This is a genomic window from Burkholderia sp. AU44665, assembly GCF_030504405.1.
Classification (GTDB): Bacteria; Pseudomonadota; Gammaproteobacteria; order Burkholderiales; family Burkholderiaceae; genus Burkholderia; species Burkholderia semiarida.
On sequence record NZ_JAUJRI010000023.1, the window covers coordinates 21,056 to 40,439 of the forward strand.

The 19,384-nt window shown below is 62.7% G+C and carries 16 protein-coding genes; 6 read left to right on the forward strand and 10 right to left on the reverse strand.

The features are described from left to right. Window positions 1–17: 17 nt before the first annotated feature. Together QZM15_RS28755 and QZM15_RS28760 are read right to left on the reverse strand one after the other, a co-directional pair. Window positions 18–1,052 carry a monodechloroaminopyrrolnitrin synthase PrnB family protein gene (locus tag QZM15_RS28755; RefSeq protein WP_302107761.1) on the reverse strand — a complete coding sequence of 345 codons (1,035 nt, stop codon included), beginning with the start codon at window positions 1,050–1,052 and terminating at the stop codon, window positions 18–20. Between the two features lie 50 nt (window positions 1,053–1,102). After that, window positions 1,103–2,719 (reverse strand): tryptophan halogenase family protein, encoded by a 1,617-nt coding sequence (locus QZM15_RS28760; protein WP_302107749.1) that lies wholly within the window; start codon window positions 2,717–2,719, stop codon window positions 1,103–1,105. A gap of 800 nt (window positions 2,720–3,519) precedes the next feature. Between QZM15_RS28760 and QZM15_RS28765 the strand changes: the two genes are divergently transcribed. Continuing rightward, window positions 3,520–4,122 carry a LysE family translocator gene (locus QZM15_RS28765; RefSeq protein WP_059579025.1) on the forward strand — a complete coding sequence of 201 codons (603 nt, stop codon included), beginning with the start codon at window positions 3,520–3,522 and terminating at the stop codon, window positions 4,120–4,122. 273 nt (window positions 4,123–4,395) lie between these two features. Here QZM15_RS28765 and QZM15_RS28770 read toward each other — a convergent pair whose 3' ends face one another. Both QZM15_RS28770 and QZM15_RS28775 read right to left on the reverse strand, forming a co-directional pair. After that, the gene (locus tag QZM15_RS28770) at window positions 4,396–4,581 is read right to left on the reverse strand and encodes a hypothetical protein (protein ID WP_226093956.1); all 186 of its coding nucleotides are present in this window, start codon (window positions 4,579–4,581) and stop codon (window positions 4,396–4,398) included. Window positions 4,582–4,864: 283 nt separating this feature from the next. Then, window positions 4,865–6,286, reverse strand: coding sequence for an aldehyde dehydrogenase family protein (locus QZM15_RS28775; protein ID WP_059579018.1), 1,422 nt, complete (start codon window positions 6,284–6,286; stop codon window positions 4,865–4,867). A gap of 189 nt (window positions 6,287–6,475) precedes the next feature. Here QZM15_RS28775 and QZM15_RS28780 point away from each other — a divergent pair, with 189 nt between their 5' ends. Next, on the forward strand, window positions 6,476–7,171 hold the full coding sequence (locus QZM15_RS28780; protein WP_059579015.1) for an SDR family NAD(P)-dependent oxidoreductase: 696 nt from the start codon (window positions 6,476–6,478) through the stop codon (window positions 7,169–7,171). Window positions 7,172–7,259: 88 nt separating this feature from the next. On the opposite strand, the gene QZM15_RS28785 is transcribed toward QZM15_RS28780, so the two are convergent. From QZM15_RS28785 to QZM15_RS28795, 3 genes are all read right to left on the reverse strand, one after another. Next, the gene (locus QZM15_RS28785; RefSeq protein ID WP_081066620.1) at window positions 7,260–7,985 is read right to left on the reverse strand and encodes a GntR family transcriptional regulator; all 726 of its coding nucleotides are present in this window, start codon (window positions 7,983–7,985) and stop codon (window positions 7,260–7,262) included. Between the two features lie 67 nt (window positions 7,986–8,052). Continuing rightward, window positions 8,053–9,063 carry a zinc-binding dehydrogenase gene (locus QZM15_RS28790; RefSeq protein ID WP_089466059.1) on the reverse strand — a complete coding sequence of 337 codons (1,011 nt, stop codon included), beginning with the start codon at window positions 9,061–9,063 and terminating at the stop codon, window positions 8,053–8,055. A 2-nt stretch (window positions 9,064–9,065) separates the two neighbouring features. Then, window positions 9,066–10,679 carry a GMC family oxidoreductase gene (locus QZM15_RS28795; protein WP_059579010.1) on the reverse strand — a complete coding sequence of 538 codons (1,614 nt, stop codon included), beginning with the start codon at window positions 10,677–10,679 and terminating at the stop codon, window positions 9,066–9,068. 278 nt (window positions 10,680–10,957) lie between these two features. On the opposite strand from QZM15_RS28795, the gene QZM15_RS28800 reads away from it, so the two are divergent. From QZM15_RS28800 to QZM15_RS28815, 4 genes are all read left to right on the forward strand, one after another. Next, a complete protein-coding gene (locus QZM15_RS28800; protein ID WP_059579116.1) occupies window positions 10,958–12,451 on the forward strand; it encodes a sugar ABC transporter ATP-binding protein in 1,494 nt (497 codons plus the stop codon). Then, window positions 12,451–13,446, forward strand: a complete 996-nt coding sequence (locus tag QZM15_RS28805) for an ABC transporter permease (protein ID WP_081066621.1) — start codon at window positions 12,451–12,453, stop codon at window positions 13,444–13,446. The genes QZM15_RS28800 and QZM15_RS28805 overlap by 1 nt, the downstream gene beginning before the upstream one ends. A gap of 83 nt (window positions 13,447–13,529) precedes the next feature. After that, window positions 13,530–14,783, forward strand: coding sequence for a sugar ABC transporter substrate-binding protein (locus QZM15_RS28810; RefSeq protein ID WP_059579007.1), 1,254 nt, complete (start codon window positions 13,530–13,532; stop codon window positions 14,781–14,783). Between the two features lie 83 nt (window positions 14,784–14,866). Further along, a complete protein-coding gene (locus QZM15_RS28815) occupies window positions 14,867–15,622 on the forward strand; it encodes an SDR family NAD(P)-dependent oxidoreductase (protein WP_059579005.1) in 756 nt (251 codons plus the stop codon). 92 nt (window positions 15,623–15,714) lie between these two features. Here QZM15_RS28815 and gabD read toward each other — a convergent pair whose 3' ends face one another. The 3 genes from gabD to QZM15_RS28830 form a co-directional block, all read right to left on the reverse strand. Then, a complete protein-coding gene (gene gabD, locus QZM15_RS28820) occupies window positions 15,715–17,196 on the reverse strand; it encodes an NADP-dependent succinate-semialdehyde dehydrogenase (RefSeq protein ID WP_059579002.1) in 1,482 nt (493 codons plus the stop codon). 165 nt (window positions 17,197–17,361) lie between these two features. Next, window positions 17,362–18,348, reverse strand: a complete 987-nt coding sequence (locus tag QZM15_RS28825) for a transketolase family protein (RefSeq protein WP_059578999.1) — start codon at window positions 18,346–18,348, stop codon at window positions 17,362–17,364. Between the two features lie 2 nt (window positions 18,349–18,350). After that, window positions 18,351–19,220, reverse strand: a complete 870-nt coding sequence (locus QZM15_RS28830; RefSeq protein WP_226225855.1) for a transketolase — start codon at window positions 19,218–19,220, stop codon at window positions 18,351–18,353. Window positions 19,221–19,384 lie beyond the last annotated feature (164 nt).

Sequence of the window (19,384 nt, forward strand, 5' to 3'; positions counted from 1 at the left end):
GCCGCGCGCGTCGCGCGTCAGGATTCGTCGAGCGCGGCGCGAACGCGCGACCGTACCGCACGCGTGAGCGCGAGCAGATCGCCGAGCATGCTGGGCGCGTACCCGCCGCTGCCGATCGTGGGGCCGCTTCGCCCGACTTCGTACGCGCGCTCCGCCAATTTGACGTGAGGCGCGCGAAAGCGCAGCAGAATCTCGAATACCCGGTCGAGGGCCGCCAGTCCGGCCTCGATGGGCTCGCCCCGCGCGCGTGCCGCCTGCGCTTCGCCGAGCACGCGGTCGATGAGCGCCGGACGCCCGGCGAACCGCGCGTAGATCGCCCTGAACGCGGGAAGCACGTAAGGCAGGTATGTCTCCTTGAATTCCCGGTAAGCGGCGTGGTCCGACTGCGAACCCCACAGCACGTGCTCCAGCACGAAGAGGGGCATTTCGACCGCACCGGGGCCCAGGTAGTGCTGGCCGCCGACTCGAATCGGTTCGTAGAACGGACGAAGCTCGTCGTAGAACACCTGCAACGAGATGAACCGGTACGCGTAGACGATCGAGTCGACCATTTTCTGCAGATGGACCGCGAGCGCGTCGCACCCTTGCGCGAACGCGGGCGACCTCAGCGGCACGTCGGTCAGCTCGACGGTCAACGCGATGGCCGCCTCGAGAGCCGCCATCGAGATGCGCACGCTCTCGAGCAGGTGCGCCTCGTCGCGCAGCCCGGTGTAGCTGCGCTGCGCGTCGGCCGCCGCGGGGTTCCAGACCGTCACGTGCAGCAGCGTCTCGCGCGGCGGCAGGCCGGTCGCGCGCGCCAGGTCGAGCAGCACCGGCTCGAGCCCGGGCACCACGTCCACGGGCTCGTGTCCGTGCCGCTTGAGCGACCCGAGGAAGAATCCGATGTCCCGCATCGCAGCGGCGGCTTCGACGAAGCCCCAGCCCGAAGGCACGCCGCGTGCCGGCAGGAACGCGCGCAACAGGCCGACGATGCCGGGCACGTCCCGTTGACGGTTCAGGCCTGGTAGCCGCAGGACGAGCGCGCGCGCCTGCAGCGGATCGCAGGCCGCCACCGCGGCGTGCGTGGCCGCGATCGTCCGTACGCGGTCCGGGGCGCGGTCCACTACAGGATCTCCGGCGTCGCGAGCGTCGGCCCGGGCTGGCTGCGAGACAGCGCCGCATCGCCCTCGCGCAGCGAGCGCAGGTAATCATGGTTCGTCGGCAGCGTCGTGCGCAGACGCTCGGCCTCGCGCCGGATCCGCGCGAACATCGCCTCGGCCTTGTCGATCGACTCGGGCCGGTGCCGCAAGAGCGGCAGCGACCGGTCGGGCAGCAGCCCCAGGCCGGCAAAAATGCAGTAGTAGTTTCCGTTCAACCAGAAGTTCTTGAATTCGTAGTCGAAGGTGTCGTAGTACGTGGAATCGTCGAACGACGTGGTGGTCAACGGCAGCCCCGCCTTGTAGCGTTCGACCTTCTCCCTGATCGCGTCAGACAGCCGCAGGTCGTGCCGGTTCGCGCGCCAGAACGGCGTGTCGTCGCGCGACGTGGTGAAATAGTGCGCCTGCACGAAATCCCGGCAGTCGTCGAACATGTAGACGATTTCGGCGTTGAACGCGTCGATCAAGCGCGGATCGAACGACGTGTCGGGGAAGTGCTTCACGAGCTGGTACAGCGCCGCGTAGATGAAGTAGATGCCGGTCGATTCCAGCGGCTCCAGAAAGCACGACGACAGTCCGACAGAAACGCAGTTGTTGACCCACGCGCGCCGGTTGCGCCCGACCCGGAACTTGATCTGGTTGAGCGGCTGCTTGTCCGAAAGCCCCCAGAGGTCGAGGAAATCGGCGGTGGCCCGGTCGCGCGACGTGAACTTGCTCGAGAATACATAGCCGCTGCCGAACCGGCCCAGCATCGGGATCTTCCAGGTCCACCCCGAGTTCATCGCGATCGCCGACGTGTACGGTTCGATCCCGTCGCGCGCGTCGTCGGCGGGCACGGCGCTGGCGACCGCGCTGTCGCACAGCAGGTGATCGGACATGTCGATGAAGGGCTCCTTCAGCGCCTGGTTGATCAGGAGCCCGCGCATGCCCGAGCAGTCGATGAACAGGTCGGCTTCGAGCGTGCGCCCTTCCTTCGTGGACAGGCGGGAGATGTAGCCGCGGTCGTCCAGGTGAACCTGCTCGACCTCGTCCACCACGCGCTTCACCCCGCGTTCGGTGGCCCAGCGCTTCAGGAAGTCGGCCACGAGATGCGCGTCGAAGTGCCACGCGTGGGACATCTGGCGGGTGCCGTCGGCCAGGCACGGCGCGAGCTTGCCGTCGAGCGCCTCCGTCTGCGGGTAGCACGCGTACTCCATCGGTTGCTGGAAGCCCTGTTCGCGCTTGCGCAGCCAGTAGTGGGTCAGCGGCACGCCGTCGCAGTTCGGCACGTTGCCGAACAAATGGTAGAAGTGGTCGCTGCGCGAACCGTCGGGCGACTTCCTCCAGTTCACGAACCGGATGGCAGCCTTGAACGCGCCGTTCACCTGCGGCATCCATTCCCGCTCCGGTATCCCGAGGAAGTCGAAGAACACCTTCTGCAAACTCGGGATGGTCGCCTCGCCCACGCCGATCCGCGGAATCGCCGCGGACTCGACGAGCGTGATGTTCGCCTGCTGCTGGAGCGCGCGGACGAGGTACGACGCGGACATCCAGCCCGCCGTGCCGCCGCCCACGATGACAATATTCCTGATCGGATTGCTCATGACACGCTTCCCATGGGATTTGAAACCTGAATGGATAGTGCCGCCTCGTCGAGTTGAACCGGAAAATCGTTCGTCAATACGTCATGACGTGTTTCGTCCATCATGACGAATGGCGTCGAAAAGGCGCGTGAATCGCAGCGAAGTCAGGCAACAATGCGAAGCCCCATTTCGCGCGGCGGCACACCGCGCAACGGATTCCACGTCGACAAATTGGCTTGCCGACGCGTCGATCGCCATTAGTGCATGGATTTAATCAGTTTGCCTAATTGCAGTCAGGATTGTCACACCGTGCACTTGACCTCCGGGACACACCATAGCAGCGTTCACGATGGTCTATCTCGAAAAATTTCATATCAATCCCGGGTTGTTCAGAGAAATTCTAAATCCCGAGGAATTTCGACGAAATATCCCGCATCAACCGATTTAATTTTATCGAACTAATAAATTCACTTTTTCATTCAATGTCCATCATCAAATGTCCTTGTTTTACAAAAAAACGATAAATGGCCGACCGAATTCAAGGGAAAGAAATAAAACCTTCGCCATTACCAAAACAAAGATGACGATCTTTTCTCATTTCGGCAGCTTCGATCTCGACCCCAAAAATAATTCAACGCGCCTGCGGAGAAATTCGTCATGATGTGTCCGGGCGAACATGAGCGATGCTCGCCAGACGCATCGGACAAGAAGCGCCGAGTAAGCAGATCGAACGGTTGCGCGTACCGGGCCATCTCCAGTCCAACGGTGCACCCCGCCTGGACCGGACGCAAACCGCGACACTGACGAATCGAGGAGGCCGCATGCCCATCCAGGAAGCGTTGCTGAAGATGTCGATGTACGTATCGCTGGTGCTGATCGTGCCGGGGCCGACCAATACGCTGCTGCTGTCGTCCGGGTTGAAGGTCGGCCTGCGCGGCACCTGGCCGCTCGTGATCGCCGAAGCGCTCGGCTACGCGATCGCGATTTCCGTATGGGGATTCTTCCTCGCCGCGTTCGCTGCCGGCCGGCCCTGGCTTTATGACGTGGTCAAGCTCGCGAGTTCCGTCTACATTCTTTTCCTCGCGCTCAAGATGTGGACGCACAGCCGCGTGCTGCAGGACGTATCGAGCACGCCGGTGAGCTTTCGCGACGTGTTCGTCGCGACGATGATGAATCCGAAGGCGCTGCTGTTCTCGAGCACGCTGTTTCCGCTGGAGGCGTTCCGGTCGGCGCACTATTTCGCATGGACGCTCGTCGTATTTCTGCTCGTGCTCGCGCCGATCGGCGTGGGCTGGTCGTCCCTCGGCGGCCTCGTCACTTCGCAACGCGCATGGGCCGCCCGCACGTCGACGCTGCTGCGCGGCGCCTCGCTCGTGCTGTTGATGTTCTCCGGCACGCTCGTGTACTCGGTCGTGAATCGCTGAGCGCGCTGCCGATCGTTGCGACGCGCGGGCATGCATCGCGCCACGATTGGTCTCTGCCCGGGCAGGCCGTAGCGGCCTTGATTCGCGCACCGGCGGATCGTTTTCGTACGTGGTTCGGATAGTCCTTAACGTCGATCTCGTCGAGCACGGCTTGCGCATCGCGCTCCCACGGATGGCCGTAACCAGCACCGCCTGCCGCGATGTGACACACCGCATCTCCCGAATCGGTGACGAAGCCATAGTCGGAGATGTTCAGCGGCAGACGCGCCTCGATCAACTCGACCGGCTGGTTCGACAGATTGCCGGGCGGATTCGCAATGCCTTCGTGCCGTCATTGCGACCGCCGCCGCCCCAACTGCCGAGAATACCGTCGATGATCAGCCAGTTCCCGCCCGCGCCGAGCGCCGGAATCGCGTCGGGCACGACCTGCGCAAACGCCGCTTGCAGCACGTCGAACATCCGGTACGCCATGATCCGCGCGCCGCGCACGCGGCCGGCTCAACGCCATCATCACACTAGAGGAACCAAGGTGGCGCGAATGGTTCGGCAATACAGCCTTCGACCGCAGGCCGAAGGCTCATGGGTAACGGAACGCTCACGCTCGACACGGCCAAGCAATCCGATCGGCTTGCTCCGAATGTTCGCGAACATCGATGTAGTGGGGATTTCCGGCAGCGACACTGCAACGAGTTGCCGCCCCCCCGCATTCACGGCTTCACCAACAGCGATCCCGCGCCAGTCCTCACGCCGCCACGTTAATGACCTTCGTTTCCAGGTAGTCCTCAAAACCAAACGCGCCCCATTCGCGTCCATTGCCGGATTGCTTATAGCCGCCGAACGGCGCTTCGAAAGACTGATCGGCGCCGTTGAGGCTTACCATACCGGCACGTAGCTCCCCGGCCACGGATTGCGCCAACTCCGCATCTCCCTGCAAATATGCAGCAAGCCCGTACGGCGTGTCATTTGCAATGGCGATCGCCTCATCGAGACTGCGATACGGGATCATCGTCAACACGGGGCCGAAAATCTCCTCGCGCGCGATACGCATCTCGTTATGCACATCGGCGAACACCGTCGGTTTCACATAGTAGCCGCGCTCGAGACCAGCCGGCGCATCCGGCCCGCCAGCGACGAGCGTCGCGCCTTCGTCGATGCCGGCCCGGATGAGCGCGCGGACTTTTTCGAACTGAACGCGCGACGCCACGGGGCCGATATGGTTGCCGCGATGATCAGGTCGACCGACGCGAATTTCGTTGGCCGCGTCACGGGCGATTTCGACCGCGGCAGCGTATTCGTTCTGGGGTACGAGCATGCGCGTCGGCGCATTGCATGACTGTCCGCTGTTCGCCATGCAATGACGCACACCTCTCTCCACTGCCGCGTGCAGGTCGGCACCCTCGAGAATGATGTTCGGCGATTTTCCGCCCAGCTCCTGCGTGACGCGTTTGATCATTTGCGCGCCCACCGCGCCAATCGTGCTGCCGGCGCGCGTTGAACCCGTAAACGAAATCATATCGATGTCCGGATGCGCCACGAGCGTCGCGCCCGCGGCCGCCCCGTCGCCGTTGATCAGGTTGAACACGCCCGGCGGCAAATCCAGCTCGTCGATCATTTCGGCCCATAACAGCGCGCTCAACGGCGTGACTTCGCTCGGCTTGAGCACCATCGTGCATCCGGTTGCGAGGGCGGGCACCACCTTGCACGCGATCTGGTTGATCGGCCAGTTCCACGGCGTAATCAATGCACATACGCCGATAGGCTCCCGAACCACGGTCCCGCCAGTGACCGAATGCCGGAAGCGGAACGTCCGCAGGGCGTTGATGCCGGCTTCGATGTGTCCCTGTCCGGTGCGCGCCTGCGCCGCGACTGCGAAATCGATCGGCGCGCCCATTTCAAGCGAGATGACGCGTGCCATCTCGTCATAGCGACGGTTGTAGATCGACAGCAGCTTGACGAGCCAGCGCTCCCGCTGTTCGACGGTGGTCCGCGAAAATTCGCCGAACGCCGCTTTCGCGGCCGCCACCGCACGATCGACGTCGGACGCGGAGGCGGCGGCAATCGTCTCGATGACCGCTTCGTCCGCCGGATTTTCCACTTCGATGTGAGCGCTTGAATCGGGCGCTTGCCATTCGCCCGCAATGTAGAACCGCTTCGCATGGGTCATTCGAGTCTCCAGTTGTTGAATTGAGAACGTGGTTCGCTCTTGCCGTCATCGTCATCGCACCATCTGCATGGCCTTCGGAAAGGCTCGTGACTCTCCGCCTCCGTTGCCACGATCGAGCCGTACGCTTGTGCGCGTCACGATCAAAGAATATGATGCATCATATATTCAATTTCCACAGGAGGAAAGTCCATGACGAAAGTTGCAGTAGTAACGGGCGGAGGCACCGGTATCGGGCGCGCTATCGCGGAAGAGTTCCGGCGCGCCGGTCTGTACCCCGTGTCAGTCGGCAAGGATGCGGACGAGGATCTCGATCCCGCCATCGAGTTCCGGCGGGTCGACGTGACATCGGCTGCTGCCGTGCGTGACGCATTCGGCGATCTGGCGCGGATTGACGTGCTCGTCAATGCTGCCGGAATCATCCTTCACGATCGCGCCGAATTCGATTCGGCGGGATTTCGGAAAGTGGTCGATGTCAACCTGAACGCCTGCCAGCTCACGACCGAAGTCGCGCTCGAGAAGCTGTCCGCGGTGCGCGGCTGCATCGTCAATATCGCGTCGATGTGGAGCTTTTTTGGCTCGGCCCGGAATCCTGCCTATACGGCAAGCAAGGCCGGCGTGGTGGGCCTGACGCGCGCGCACGCCGCAGCTTTCGCAGATCGCGGAGTGCGCGTCAACGCGGTAGCGCCGGGCTGGATCGAAACGCGGCTGTCGGCCGGAGCGCTCAACGACCCGGAACGCAGTGGTTCCATTCGCGCGCGTGTGCCGCTTGGGCGCTGGGGGCACCCTTCGGATGTCGCCAGAGGCGTGAGATTCCTTTGCTCGGCCGATGCAGATTACATCACGGGGGTGGTCCTGCCGATCGACGGCGGCTTCAGCATCGCGTGATGACGCAATGAGTATTCACGGCGGCGCGAGGCCGCCGTGCGCCATTACCACCAACGCATGCGGTAACGCAATCGGAGCGTGCGGCTGCTTACGTCGCCGCCACTTCGTCACGCTCACGCTCGGCCATCCATTCGAGCAGCACGCGCTGGCCCCATTCGATGTCTTCCTGGATCGCCTGGGATGCGCCTTCCGCATCGCCCTTGCGCAGCGCGGCAAGCACGCGATAGTGAGGATGCGATCGGTTCGATATCTCGCGGGGCGGCAGATGTGAATGGAACGTGTGCAACAGCGGCCCCATCCTGACCCACATGGTTTCCACGGTCGCGCTGAGCGTGGGCATTCCGGCGGCTGCCATCAATTCGAAATGGAAATCGCGGTTGCGCTCCGCTGCCTCCGACGGACTCACGGCAACTGCCTCGATGAACTCGTCGTGCGTCAGGCTCAGATGGCGGATTTCCTTCGGGGTAATGCGCTGCGCGGCCTGCTTGGCCGCCGCGCCCTCCAGAAGGCGTCGCATCAATTGGATCTCTCCAACGGTATCGGCATCCAGCGCCGGCACCATGATCGACGTGGCCGCAGTCATCTCGAGTGCCTGTTCACTGACCAGACGGAAAATCGCTTCGCGCACGGGCGTGATGCTCGTGCCCAGTTTTTCGGCGAGATCGTTGATGCGGAGTCGGTCGCCAGGCGCGTACTGACCATTCATGAGTCGGGAGCGAATCTCTTCATAGATGCGTGACGAGAGATTGCTCTTTTCCACACGGGCGAGGGGCTTCATTCTGATAACGGGACGAAAAAGAATGTTGTCATGCATGATACATCACGCTTCCTCGCTGCAACAGGCGGCGACCTCATCGGCACGCCGCGGCAACCGTGCGCGGTCAGTCGAATACGGCGACGGGCCGGCCTTGCCCGGTATGAGCCTTCAGCGATTCCAGCGCCTCGGGCAAGCGCGATACCGACGTCGGCTCGATCGGCAGCGGCGCCAGCGCACGATGCAGCACATCCGTGAGCAGACGCTCGCCCGCGTCGACCAGCGTGCGCCACTGCGCGGCCGACCCGTGTACGTGCAGTGCATTGAGGGCCACCTCGTGCAGCGAGATTGCAGTCGTGAACGGCGCGACCGGCGACGTGTCCAGACGATCCTGGATACAGACGAGATGGCCGTTCGCGCCCACGGAAGCGGCCAGCCGGACGGCATGCTGACCGCTCACCGTGTCGAACACTGCATCGAACGGCCGACGCGATGAAAAGGCACTGCTTCCGATATCGGGCGACAGGCAGGTCGAAGCGCCAAGACGCGCCATCCGCTCGAAATGACGGGCGTTGCACATGACGGAGACGCGCCAGCGCGCACGTACGGCAAGTTGGACCAACAGCGTGCCGACCGCGCCACCGGCCCCGCTCACGAGCGCCTCGGCGCCAGGATGGTGCGGCACTTTTTGCATCGCTTGCCACGCGGTCAGCATGGGGCACGGCAATGTCGCGGCCTCGGCAAAGCCCAGGCCCGGTGGCAAGCGCAACACTGCGCGGGCCGGCACCACGGTGTACTGCGCGAAACTACCGTCGCGCGCGAGCGACTGATGGTAGGCCACGCGCACACCCAGCCATTCCCGTTGTATCCCCGCGCCGACGGAAACGACCTCTCCCGCGCCGTCGACACCGGGCACGTGACCCGGCCGCCAGTCGGGCGCACCCCAATCGATGAACTTCCAGTCGACCGGATTGAGCCCTGCGGCGCGGTTGCGTACGAGCACCTCCCCGGGCCCCGGCGCCGGCCTCGGAACCCGCTGCCACACGAGCGCGGAAGGGGCGCCGGCGATCTGCCAGGTCCACGCGCCCATCGTCTCCACCGTGCTGTTCATGTCCATCGTCACGTCGTGTTCCACCATCGCTACACCACCGCGTCGAGCGCTGCGCTGTTCAGCAGCGATTTGCCGAGCACGTAGTCCGCCCCCTTCTCGCCTATCATGATCGATGCGGCGTTCGTATTGCCCGACACGAGATTCGGCATGATGGATGCATCGATCACCCGCAATCCGTCGATGCCGCGCACGCGCAATTCCGGATCGACCACTGCGCGCTCGTCCACGCCCATCCTGCACGTGCCGACCGGGTGATAGACGGTCTTGGCGCGCTTGCGAATGTAGTCCATCAGCCCGGCGTCGGTCGCGACGCCAGCACCCGGCAGCGCTTCTTCCCCCGTATAGGCGCGCAGAGCGGGCTGCGCGAGAATTTCGCGCGCTTTTTTCAGGCCGGCAACGGCGACGCGCCGATCTTCGGCATGCTGGAAGTACTTCGGATCGATCCACAGCGCAGCGGCCGGGTCCGCGCTGCGCAGGCGAATCTCGCCACGGCTTTGAGGGCGTAGCACGCACGGATTGATCGTCGCGCCTGCCGACTTCACGTGGTCCTGGTCGAGGTCCAGAAACACGATAGGCACGAAGTGCATCTGGATGTTGGGCCGCTCTTGCGGCGCGTCGACGTTGACGAACGCGCAGGCTTCGGTCACGTTCGACGTGACAGGACCGCTCTTGAACAGCAAGTACTGCAGTCCGTTTTTCAGCGTATTGGCGAAGCTGTCCTGACCGTAGTAGCCGTAGTTTCCGGTGCAATACGAAACCGCGGGAAACTCGATATGGTCCTGCAGGTTCGCGCCGACGCCCGGCAGATCGTACACCGTCTCAATACCGTGCCGGGCGAGTTCGGCGGCCGCGCCGATTCCCGAAAGCAACAGCAAGCGGGGCGACTGCACGGCTCCGGCCGACACGATCACCTCCTTGCAGCCCTTCTCCTGGACGACCTCGCCATTGCTGACGTATTCCACCCCGACGGCCCGGCCTGCGTCGATCAGGATCCGGTCCACGCGGACATCGGTGCGGATCGTCAAGCGGCCGCTCGCCTCGGCCTTGCGCAGATAGGCCACGGCGGCGCTGCAACGACGCTTGTTGCGTGTCGTGATCTGATTGAAACCGACGCCGTTCTGCGTGGCACCGTTGAAGTCGTGGGTAAAAGGAATGCCAGCCTGCTGCGCGGCACGCACGAATGCTGTCGACAATTCACAGCGCTGCGTGAGATCGGATACACCAAGCGGCCCGCCTACGCCGTGATAGCGATCGTTGAGTCGCTCGTTGTCCTCGGCGCGCTTGAAGTACGGCAACACCTCGTCGTAAGACCATCCGGAATTGCCTAGACGATCCCATTCGTCGTAGTCCTCGCGTTGGCCGCGGATATAGATGAGCGCGTTCACGGAACTGCCGCCGCCCAGCACGCGCCCTTGCGGCACGATGCGCGGACGGGCATCGAGTCCCGTTTGCGGTTCGGTTTCGTAGTGATACAGCAGGTCCGTGGACAGCAGCCTCGTGAAACCCGCCGGAATGTGCACCAGCGGATTCCTGTCACGCGGCCCCGCCTCCAGCAACAAGACGTTCGCGCCGGCCTCGATCAGCCGACCGGTGACGGCACTGCCCGCCGAACCGCCCCCAATCACGATGTAGTCGTATTTCAATGATGTCTCCTGTGTCCGGTTCTGGTGTCAATTCAACGGGACAGCCTCGCGAGGGCCTCGGCGCCGCTTCCCGTCACGATAGATATATGATGCATCATCATAGAGCAATGGCCGGCGCTCCGGTAGAGCCAACTTGTTAGGGCAAATACCCATCTAACACGAAGCCATGCGGATATATGATGCATCATGCATGTCGCATCAGCCACATGGCACCGCAGGTTCGCTCAGGCACCCGCGATGAAGTTCGCAGAATGCAAAACACGATCACAGAGGAGACGATGAGCAACCATCTGGTCATGCGCAACATCAGCAAGCACTTCGGCGGCGTACACGCGCTGCGTAACGTCAGCCTCGATGCATACGGCGGCCAGGTGCACGCGCTGATGGGCGAAAACGGCGCGGGTAAATCGACGCTCATGAAAATACTGGCGGGCGCCCACACGCCCGACGAAGGCGAGATCCTTCTGGATGGTCGCCAGCTTGCGATCGACAGTCCCCACACTGCGCGGGCACACGGGATCTCGGTCATTCACCAGGAGTTTTCGCTCGCAAAGCATCTTTCCATCGCGGAGAACATCTTCCTGCACGACATCGGCGCGGGAACGTCGATCATTCGTTGGTCGAAACTTTATGCGCGCGCCCGCGAACAGCTTGCCGCGCTCGGCTTCGGCGAACTGGACGTATCGCGCCCCGTATCGACGTTGTCGGTCGCCGAACAGCAGATCGTCGAGATCTGCAAGGCGCTTTCCCGGACGTCGCGCGTTCTCGTATTCGACGAGCCGACCGCGGTGCTGACCGCGCGCGAAACCGAGCGTCTGTTCGCCCTGCTGGAACGGTTGAAGCGCGACGGCGTCTGCATCATTTACATCTCGCATCGACTCGAAGAAATCTTCGGACTGTGCGACAGCGCCACCGTGCTCAAGGACGGCACCTTCGTCAGCACGGTGCGCATTGCCGACATCGACGAGAGCCGTCTCGTTCAACTGATGGTGGGCCGCGAGCTCCAGGATCTGTTCCCCAGACGCGACGCGTGCATCGGCGACAAACGGCTCGAAGTCCGCGAGCTGTGCGCGGGCGAAAACGTGCGCGATGTGTCGTTCCATGTGCGCGCGGGCGAAGTGTTGGGATTCAGCGGTCTCGTCGGCGCCGGGCGCACGGAAACGATGCGCGCGATCTTCGGCGCAGACCGCAAGAGCAGCGGCCAAATCCTCGTCGATGGCCGGCCAATTCCAAAACTCAAACGTCCCCGTCACGGCATCGAAAGCGGCATCGGCATGCTGCCCGAGGATCGCAAGCAGCAAGGCGTGCTGCTCGACATGCCAATCCGCGTCAACGCGATGATGACGCCGCGCAACGGGCTCGCGCGCCTGCGCTGCATTCTCGATCATCGTGCCGAGCGCGTGCGCACACGCGAATTGATCAAGCAGCTCCGGGTGAAGGCGCGCGACACCGAGGTCGACGTGTCGACGCTCTCCGGCGGCAACCAGCAGAAAGTCGCGCTGATGAAGTGGCTCTCGAACGGATGCCGCGTATTGATTCTTGACGAGCCGACCCGGGGCGTCGATATCGGCGCCAAGATCGAGATCTATCAGGTAATCAACGAACTCGCGCGCACCGGCGCCGCCATCATCGTGGTTTCCTCCGACATGCCGGAGATCATCGGCTTGTGCGACCGTGTGGTCGTCATGCGCGCAGGCCGTATCGCGGGCGAACTCAGCGGCCCCGCCATCAATGAAAAGTCGCTGATATCGCTGGCCATGGGAGTGAAGTAATGGAAGGAATCATGCAAACGCAGCGCGCCGACGTACCGCTGCTTCGCAGCGTGGCGCGCTACAACGCGCTGATCATGCTCATCGTGCTATTCGCCGTATCGAGCATCATGTCACCGGCGTTTCTGAGCGAGGAAAACCTCTATAACCTGCTGCGGCAGTTGACACCGCTGTTGCTCGTCAGCCTGGGCATGCTGCTCGTGATCAATACCGGCGGCATCGACCTGTCGGTGGGGTCGATCGCGGCCGCGGGCGGCCTGCTGGCAGCCATGCTGGTGCCGGTGATGCCGTTCGGCGCCACGCCGGGGCTCCTCCTCGCAGTCGTGCTGTCCGTCACGCTTGGCGCGCTTTTCGGCGCATTCAACGGAATATTGGTGACCGCCTTCGGCCTCGCGCCATTCATCGTCACGCTCGCCATGATGACCATCGCGCGCGGCGTCACGTACATGATGTCGAACGGCCAGCCGACGATGCTGCCACTCGATCTGCCCGCAGCGGAGTTGCTCAACGAATTCGGCAGCGGCAGCGTACCGTGGCTCAACGTACCTTGGCCCGTCGTACTCGCCGCGGGCGTCGCGCTCCTGTTCTACTTCTTGATGAACTACACCACATTCGGACGCATGGTCGTCGCCACCGGCAGCAACGAAATGGCGGTGCGGCTTGCAGGTATTTCCGAGCGCCGCTACAAGTTCTGCGTCTACGTGATTTCCGGCGCACTGAGCGCCGTCGCCGGCATCATTTACACGGCCCGAACGGGTGTCGGCACACCGATCACTGGCGTCGGCCTGGAGCTCGACGGGATCGCCACGTGCGTGATCGGTGGTGCACTACTCTCCGGCGGAAGGGGCTCAGTTCTCAACACCGTGATTGGGGTGCTCGTGCTGGGGCTCATCGGCAACGTGATGAATCTGCTGAGCGTACCGGTGTATCCGCAGCAGATCATCAAGGGCGCCATCATCATTCTCGCCGTTCTGGTTCAGCGCATCGGCCAACGCTGAACAGCGCGTCCGTGCAAGAGGCCGCCGCGCGGCCTTCCGCTCCACGCCTTACTTCGTCAAACAATATCGTTCAGGAGACTCAAATGCGCGTTGCTCGCAAGGCACTCGCCGCAGCCGGCATGCTGGCGTTCGGCATCACCGCCCCGATCCATAGCGAGGCCAAGGCCAGGATCTACACGCTGCTACCCAACACCGCCCTGTCGGGCGTAGTCGATCCCTCGCTGCCGGATCGGACTGCGATTCGCAAGGCGTGGCCGAAACAGCCTGCCAATCCAAAGGAGATCAGAATCGGCTGGACAGAGATCACGCTCGGTAATCCATGGTTCGTGGAGCTTATCAAGGGCGCGCGGGCGAGCGCCGCAAAGTACGGCTATTCGATCGACGTGCAGGTCGCCGACGGTGATCTCCAACGCCAATGTGCGCAGATCGACAATTTCGTCACGCGCAAGCTGGATGTCATCGTGGTCGATCCGACCGATACACTGGGCGTATCCGCGTGCGTCAATCGCGCCGTCGATGCCGGCATTCCAGTCGTCACCGTCGGCACGACGCCGGACGCAAGCGCCCGCGTCCTTACCACGCTGCTCGGCAATCCGTATGCAAGCGGCTTCGAGGTCGGCCAATATGTGGCGAAAACAGCCGGCAAGGACACGCCGATCGACGCAGCCGTCATCATCGGCGTGCTCGGAAACTCGACGTCGGAAAGCCGAATCAACGGTCTGATCACGGGCATCGTCTATCAGCGCATGCGCGACCAGGCCCCCGGGGCGAGCCGCGATGACGCCATGCTGCGCGGCTTCGAACTGTTCCAGACGCTGAAGAAGACCGGGAAGTTGAGCGCACCGGACATCAAGTTCAATGTGCTCGCGCTTGGCGTTGGCAAGTGGACCGAGGAAGGCAGTCTCGCGGCAACCGAAGACATTTTGTCCGCGCACGGGAGCAAACTGAATTTCATCCTCTCGGAAAATGACTTCATGGGGCTCGGCGCATTACGTGCCGTACGCAACATGGGCAAGCAGGGGAAGATCCGCATTGCCGATGCAGCCGGCGGCTATCGCGGCGAACTCGATCAGATCAAGAAGGGCAACATCCTCGTGTCCGGCGAGAATTCCGGCGAGCAGACGGGCGTCGCGGCCATTGAATTCATCCACAACGCATTCACGCGGCGCGTCGATGCCAACAACCTGCCGCTAGGTTCCGGCTTCCCGCCCGCAATCATCACGCAAGGCAACGTTGATCAGAAGATCGACCCGAACCCGGCCAACCTGTTCTACAAGTACACGATCCCGCCCGTCCGGTCGATTCCGGAAATCCGCGGGCAAGGCAAGAGCGACTGAGTCGTTTCAACTGCCCCTTTCCAATGCAACGGCGCGCATACACTCATTGTTTCCGCCGCGCCGCGTTAAAGGAGTTTCACTTCATGAGCTTTGACAATGGCACATTTTGCGCCGATCTTTTCGCGGGAAAACACGTGGTCGTTTCCGGCGGCACAAGTGGCATCGGGCTGGCCATCGCGCGCACGTTTCACCGACTCGGCGCGCATACCACCGCCACGGGATCGTCGATGAAGAAGCTCGACGCGCTTCGCGACGACGCATCCCTGTCGGGGCTGCGTTTCGCCGCGCTGAACGTGCGCGACCAACGAGAAATAAATGCATTCTTCGGCAGCCTCGCGCGCGTCGATGTGCTGATCAATGCGGCCGGCGTGGCTCGTCCGCGCGACGAATACACGGACGACGTCTTCACCGATGTGCTCGATGTCAACCTGCGTAGCGTGATGCGCGTTTCGCAAGCCGCGCGCCCGCTGCTCGAACAGTACCGGGGCTCGATCGTCAACATTGCCTCGATGCTGAGCTACCTCGCCGACGCCGACGTACCGGCCTACTGCGCAAGCAAAACCGGAGTCGTCGGCCTGACTCGCTCGCTGGCACACGAATATGGGCGCAGCGGCGTGCGCGTCAACGCCATCGCGCCGGGTTATCACCGAACCGAGATGACCCGGATATTCTGGGAGTCGGAAGCGTTGTCGAACAAGATCGTGGCGCGGTCTGCGCTCGGACGCTGGGGCGAGGCAGACGACCTGGCGGGTGCCGCGGTGTTTCTTGCCTCCCCTGCGGCCGCATTCGTGACTGGCGTGACGCTGCCCGTCGATGGTGGTTATGTATCAGGCTTTTAAGCCGATTTGGGACCCGGTTCGAAGTCGATTTGATGAAATGGCCGCGGGTGCCGGCCATTTCATCTTTCAATCGGACCTCGATCGGACGGCGTTCAGACGATGCCGCCGAAGCACAAGTACTTTATTTCTAGATAGTCGTCGAGACCATGGCGGGATCCTTCCCTGCCGAGGCCGCTTTCCTTCACGCCGCCAAACGGCGCGACTTCCGTCGATACGATCCCGTCGTTGATGCCGACCATGCCGTATTCGAGCGCCTCCGCGACCCGCCAGACGCGCGCGATATCGCGCCCGTAGAAATACGAAGCCAGGCCAAACGGTGTATCGTTCGCCAGTGCGACAGCTTCGGATTCCGTGTTGAACCGGAAAACCGGCGCAACGGGTCCGAACGTCTCTTCGTCGAAGATTCGCATGTCTCGTGTCGCATCGGCCAGGATAGTCGGTTCGAAGAAGTTTCCGCCGAGTGCTGCGCGCTGGCCGCCCGTCACGATGCGCGCGCCCTTCGCGAGCGCATCCTGCACATGCTCTTCGACTTTCGAAACGGCGCTGCCGTCAATCAGCGGGCCGATTGTGACGCGTTCATCAAGACCGTTTCCAACCACGAGCTCGGCGACTGCCTTCTCGAGTCGCGTGACGAAGTGATCGTAGATTCCATCCTGCACGAGCAGGCGGTTCGCACATACGCAGGTCTGCCCGGCGTTGCGATATTTTGACGCGATCGCGCCGCGCACGGCAGCGTCGACATCGGCATCGTCGAATACGATGAACGGTGCGTTGCCGCCCAGTTCCATTGACGTCTTCTTGACCGTCGCCGCACATTGGGCAAGCAGTTGTTTGCCGATTTCGGTCGAGCCGGTGAATGAAAGCTTGCGCACGGCCGGATTCGACGTGAGCTCGGCGCCAATCTGGCTCGCGTTGCCCGTCACGCACGAAATCACGCCGTCGGGAATGCCTGCACGAACGGCCAGCACACAGAGTGCCAATGCGCTGAACGGAGTTTGACTCGCCGGTTTGAGCACCATCGTACAACCGGCTGCCAACGCTGGCGCAAGCTTGCGCGTGAGCATCGCCGCCGGGAAATTCCATGGCGTGATGGCCGCGCATACTCCGATGGGCTGCTTCAGCACGACGATCCGCTTGTCGGCCGCAGTCGACGGAATCGTGTCGCCGTACGCGCGCTTGCCCTCCTCGGCGAACCACTCGACGAACGACGCGGCATAGTTGATTTCGCCGCGGCTCTCGTTCAGCGGCTTTCCTTGCTCGAGCGTCATGATTTTCGCCAGATCTTCGCGATGCGCGAGCATCAGATCGTGCCACCGTCGCAGCAGCGCCGCGCGCTCCTTCGCGGTTTTGGCCCGCCAGAGCGGCAGGGCCCGGGACGCCGCGTCGATCGCGCGTCGCGTTTCGGCGGCACCCGCCCGAGGTACGCTACCGAGCACTGAGCCAGTCGCAGGGTTGAATACGTCGATCGTAGCCCCGTCGTCTGCCGCAGTCCATTCACCGCCGATCAGGCATACATCTTTCAGAAGGTCCGTATCGCGCAGCTCGGCGCCACGCCAGCTTTCGTCATTCAACATCGCTATTCCCACTTTTGTCAAAACCGGCGCGAAATGGTGGCGCCCGGGTCTCGATATCCGGGACGGATGGACGAACGAGACCCGATGCACCCTTCGCGAACCATTAACATCGACACGCCTGCACCGCCCGCGATATGGATGTTCATTTAGCGGGCGGCCGATCGATCAGGTTGCCTTCGCAAGCGCGGCGCGTGCGACGCGCGCGATGCCAGGACCGTCGAGTTCGTAGTGCGCATACAGATGCGTCGGCGGCGCGATCAGGCTGTACTCGTCGTAGATGCCATGCCGCACGAGCCGCACGCCGAGCCCCTCGTCGGCCAGGACCTCCGCCACTGCCGCACCGAGGCCGCCAATCACGTTGTGCTCCTCCACCGTGACGAGCACGCTCGACTGCCTGGCCGCCGCGATAATGGCGTCGCGGTCGAGCGGCTTGATGGTCGGCATGTCGATCACACCGGCAGAAATGCCTTCCGCTCCGAGCTTGGTCGCGGCCTCGAGCGCACCTGCGACGGGCAAGCCGCAGCCGATGATCGTGACGTCGTGCCCGACCGAGTGAACGATCGCCTTGCCGATCGTGAACTCGACACCGTCTTCGTAGACTTTCGGATCGCGCCCGCGTCCGATGCGGAAGTAGATCGGGTCCGGCCACGTGGCTGACGCGCGAATCGCCGCGGCCAGTTGCGCACCGTCAGCCGGCGAGATGACGGTCAGGTTAGCGATCGCGCGCATCGTCGAGATGTCTTCCGTCGCATGATGCGAGGTACCGTAGAAGCCGAGCGAGATGCCGGTATGGTGACCGACCAGCCGCACCGGTAGCTTGCAGTACGCGACATCCATGCGGATCTGCTCGCAGCACAACAGGCCGAGAAACGATGCGAAAGTCGCGACGAAGGGCATCAGGCCGGTGGTCGCCATGCCGGCGGCCGCGGAAACCATGTTCTGCTCGGAGATGCCGAATTGCACGTAGCGCTCCGGAAACTCGCTGGCAAACTTGTTCAAGCCATTCGAATACTGGAGATCGGCGGAGCCGGCGACGACGGGATGGCCTTCGCGCACGAGGTCGATCAGCGCATCGGACAAATAGTCGAGCCCAGGATTGCGCGCGTTGAGCGCCCGGTATTGCCACGAATCGGGATTTTGCGGAGTAGACATGCTTAGATCACCTTGCTCTTGATTTCTTCGATCGCACGTTGCGCGTCGTCGGGTGCCAGATAGCCGAGATGCCAGCCCGGCTCGGTTTCCATGTACGACACGCCCTTGCCCTTGATCGTCTTCGCAATGATGCAGGCCGGCTTGCTGCGTGCCGTGTCCGCCTTGACCCGACGCAACAACGGCACGAGGGCCGCCAAGTCGTGGCCGTCGACTTCATGCGTCTCCCAGCCGAACGCGCGCCATTTATCTGCGAGTGATTCGATGCCGATGACGTCGTCGACCTTGCCGTCGAGTTGATAACCATTGCGATCGACAATCGCGATGAGGTTCGAAAGGCGGTGGTGCGCCGCGAACAACGCGGCTTCCCATACCTGCCCTTCCTGCATTTCGCCATCACCCAGTAACGTGAAAACCTTGAAGGGACTGCCTGCCAGCTGCGCCGCCTTCGCCATGCCGGCCCCATTCGACAGCGCATGGCCGATCGACCCCGAGCTGAAATCGACACCGGGGACCTTCGTCATGTCCGGGTGGTCGCCAAGCGGGTTGCCGAGCCGCGTGTAGCCATCGAGGGTCTCGCGCTCGATGAACCCGTACTCGGCGAGAATGGGAAAGAGGCCGACGGCAGCGTGTCCCTTGCCCATGGTGAACCTGTCGCGGTCCTTCCAGCGCGGCTCACCGGCTCGCACCGACATGACGTCGTAGTACAACGCCGCAAAGATTTCGGCTGCTGAAAACACCGATGTGTAATGACCCGTCTTCGCGATTTCGATCAGACGGATCGTCTCGAGGCGGACGAATTGGGCCTTTACGCGCAACCGCGCGAGCGTCTCCGTGGAAAGCGCATGATCGCTCTCCTGCAATGCTGTCGACATAGAGTCTCCTGTTGGAACCTGAAAAGAACGAGGCAAGCACGCCATTTTTGCCCGCCGCATTGATGCATGATGCATCATATATTTGTCGAATGCAACGACGAAGCCATCAGCGGGCAAATAGCAGTTGCGGGGCACTCGAATAATGATGCATCATATATCATCAA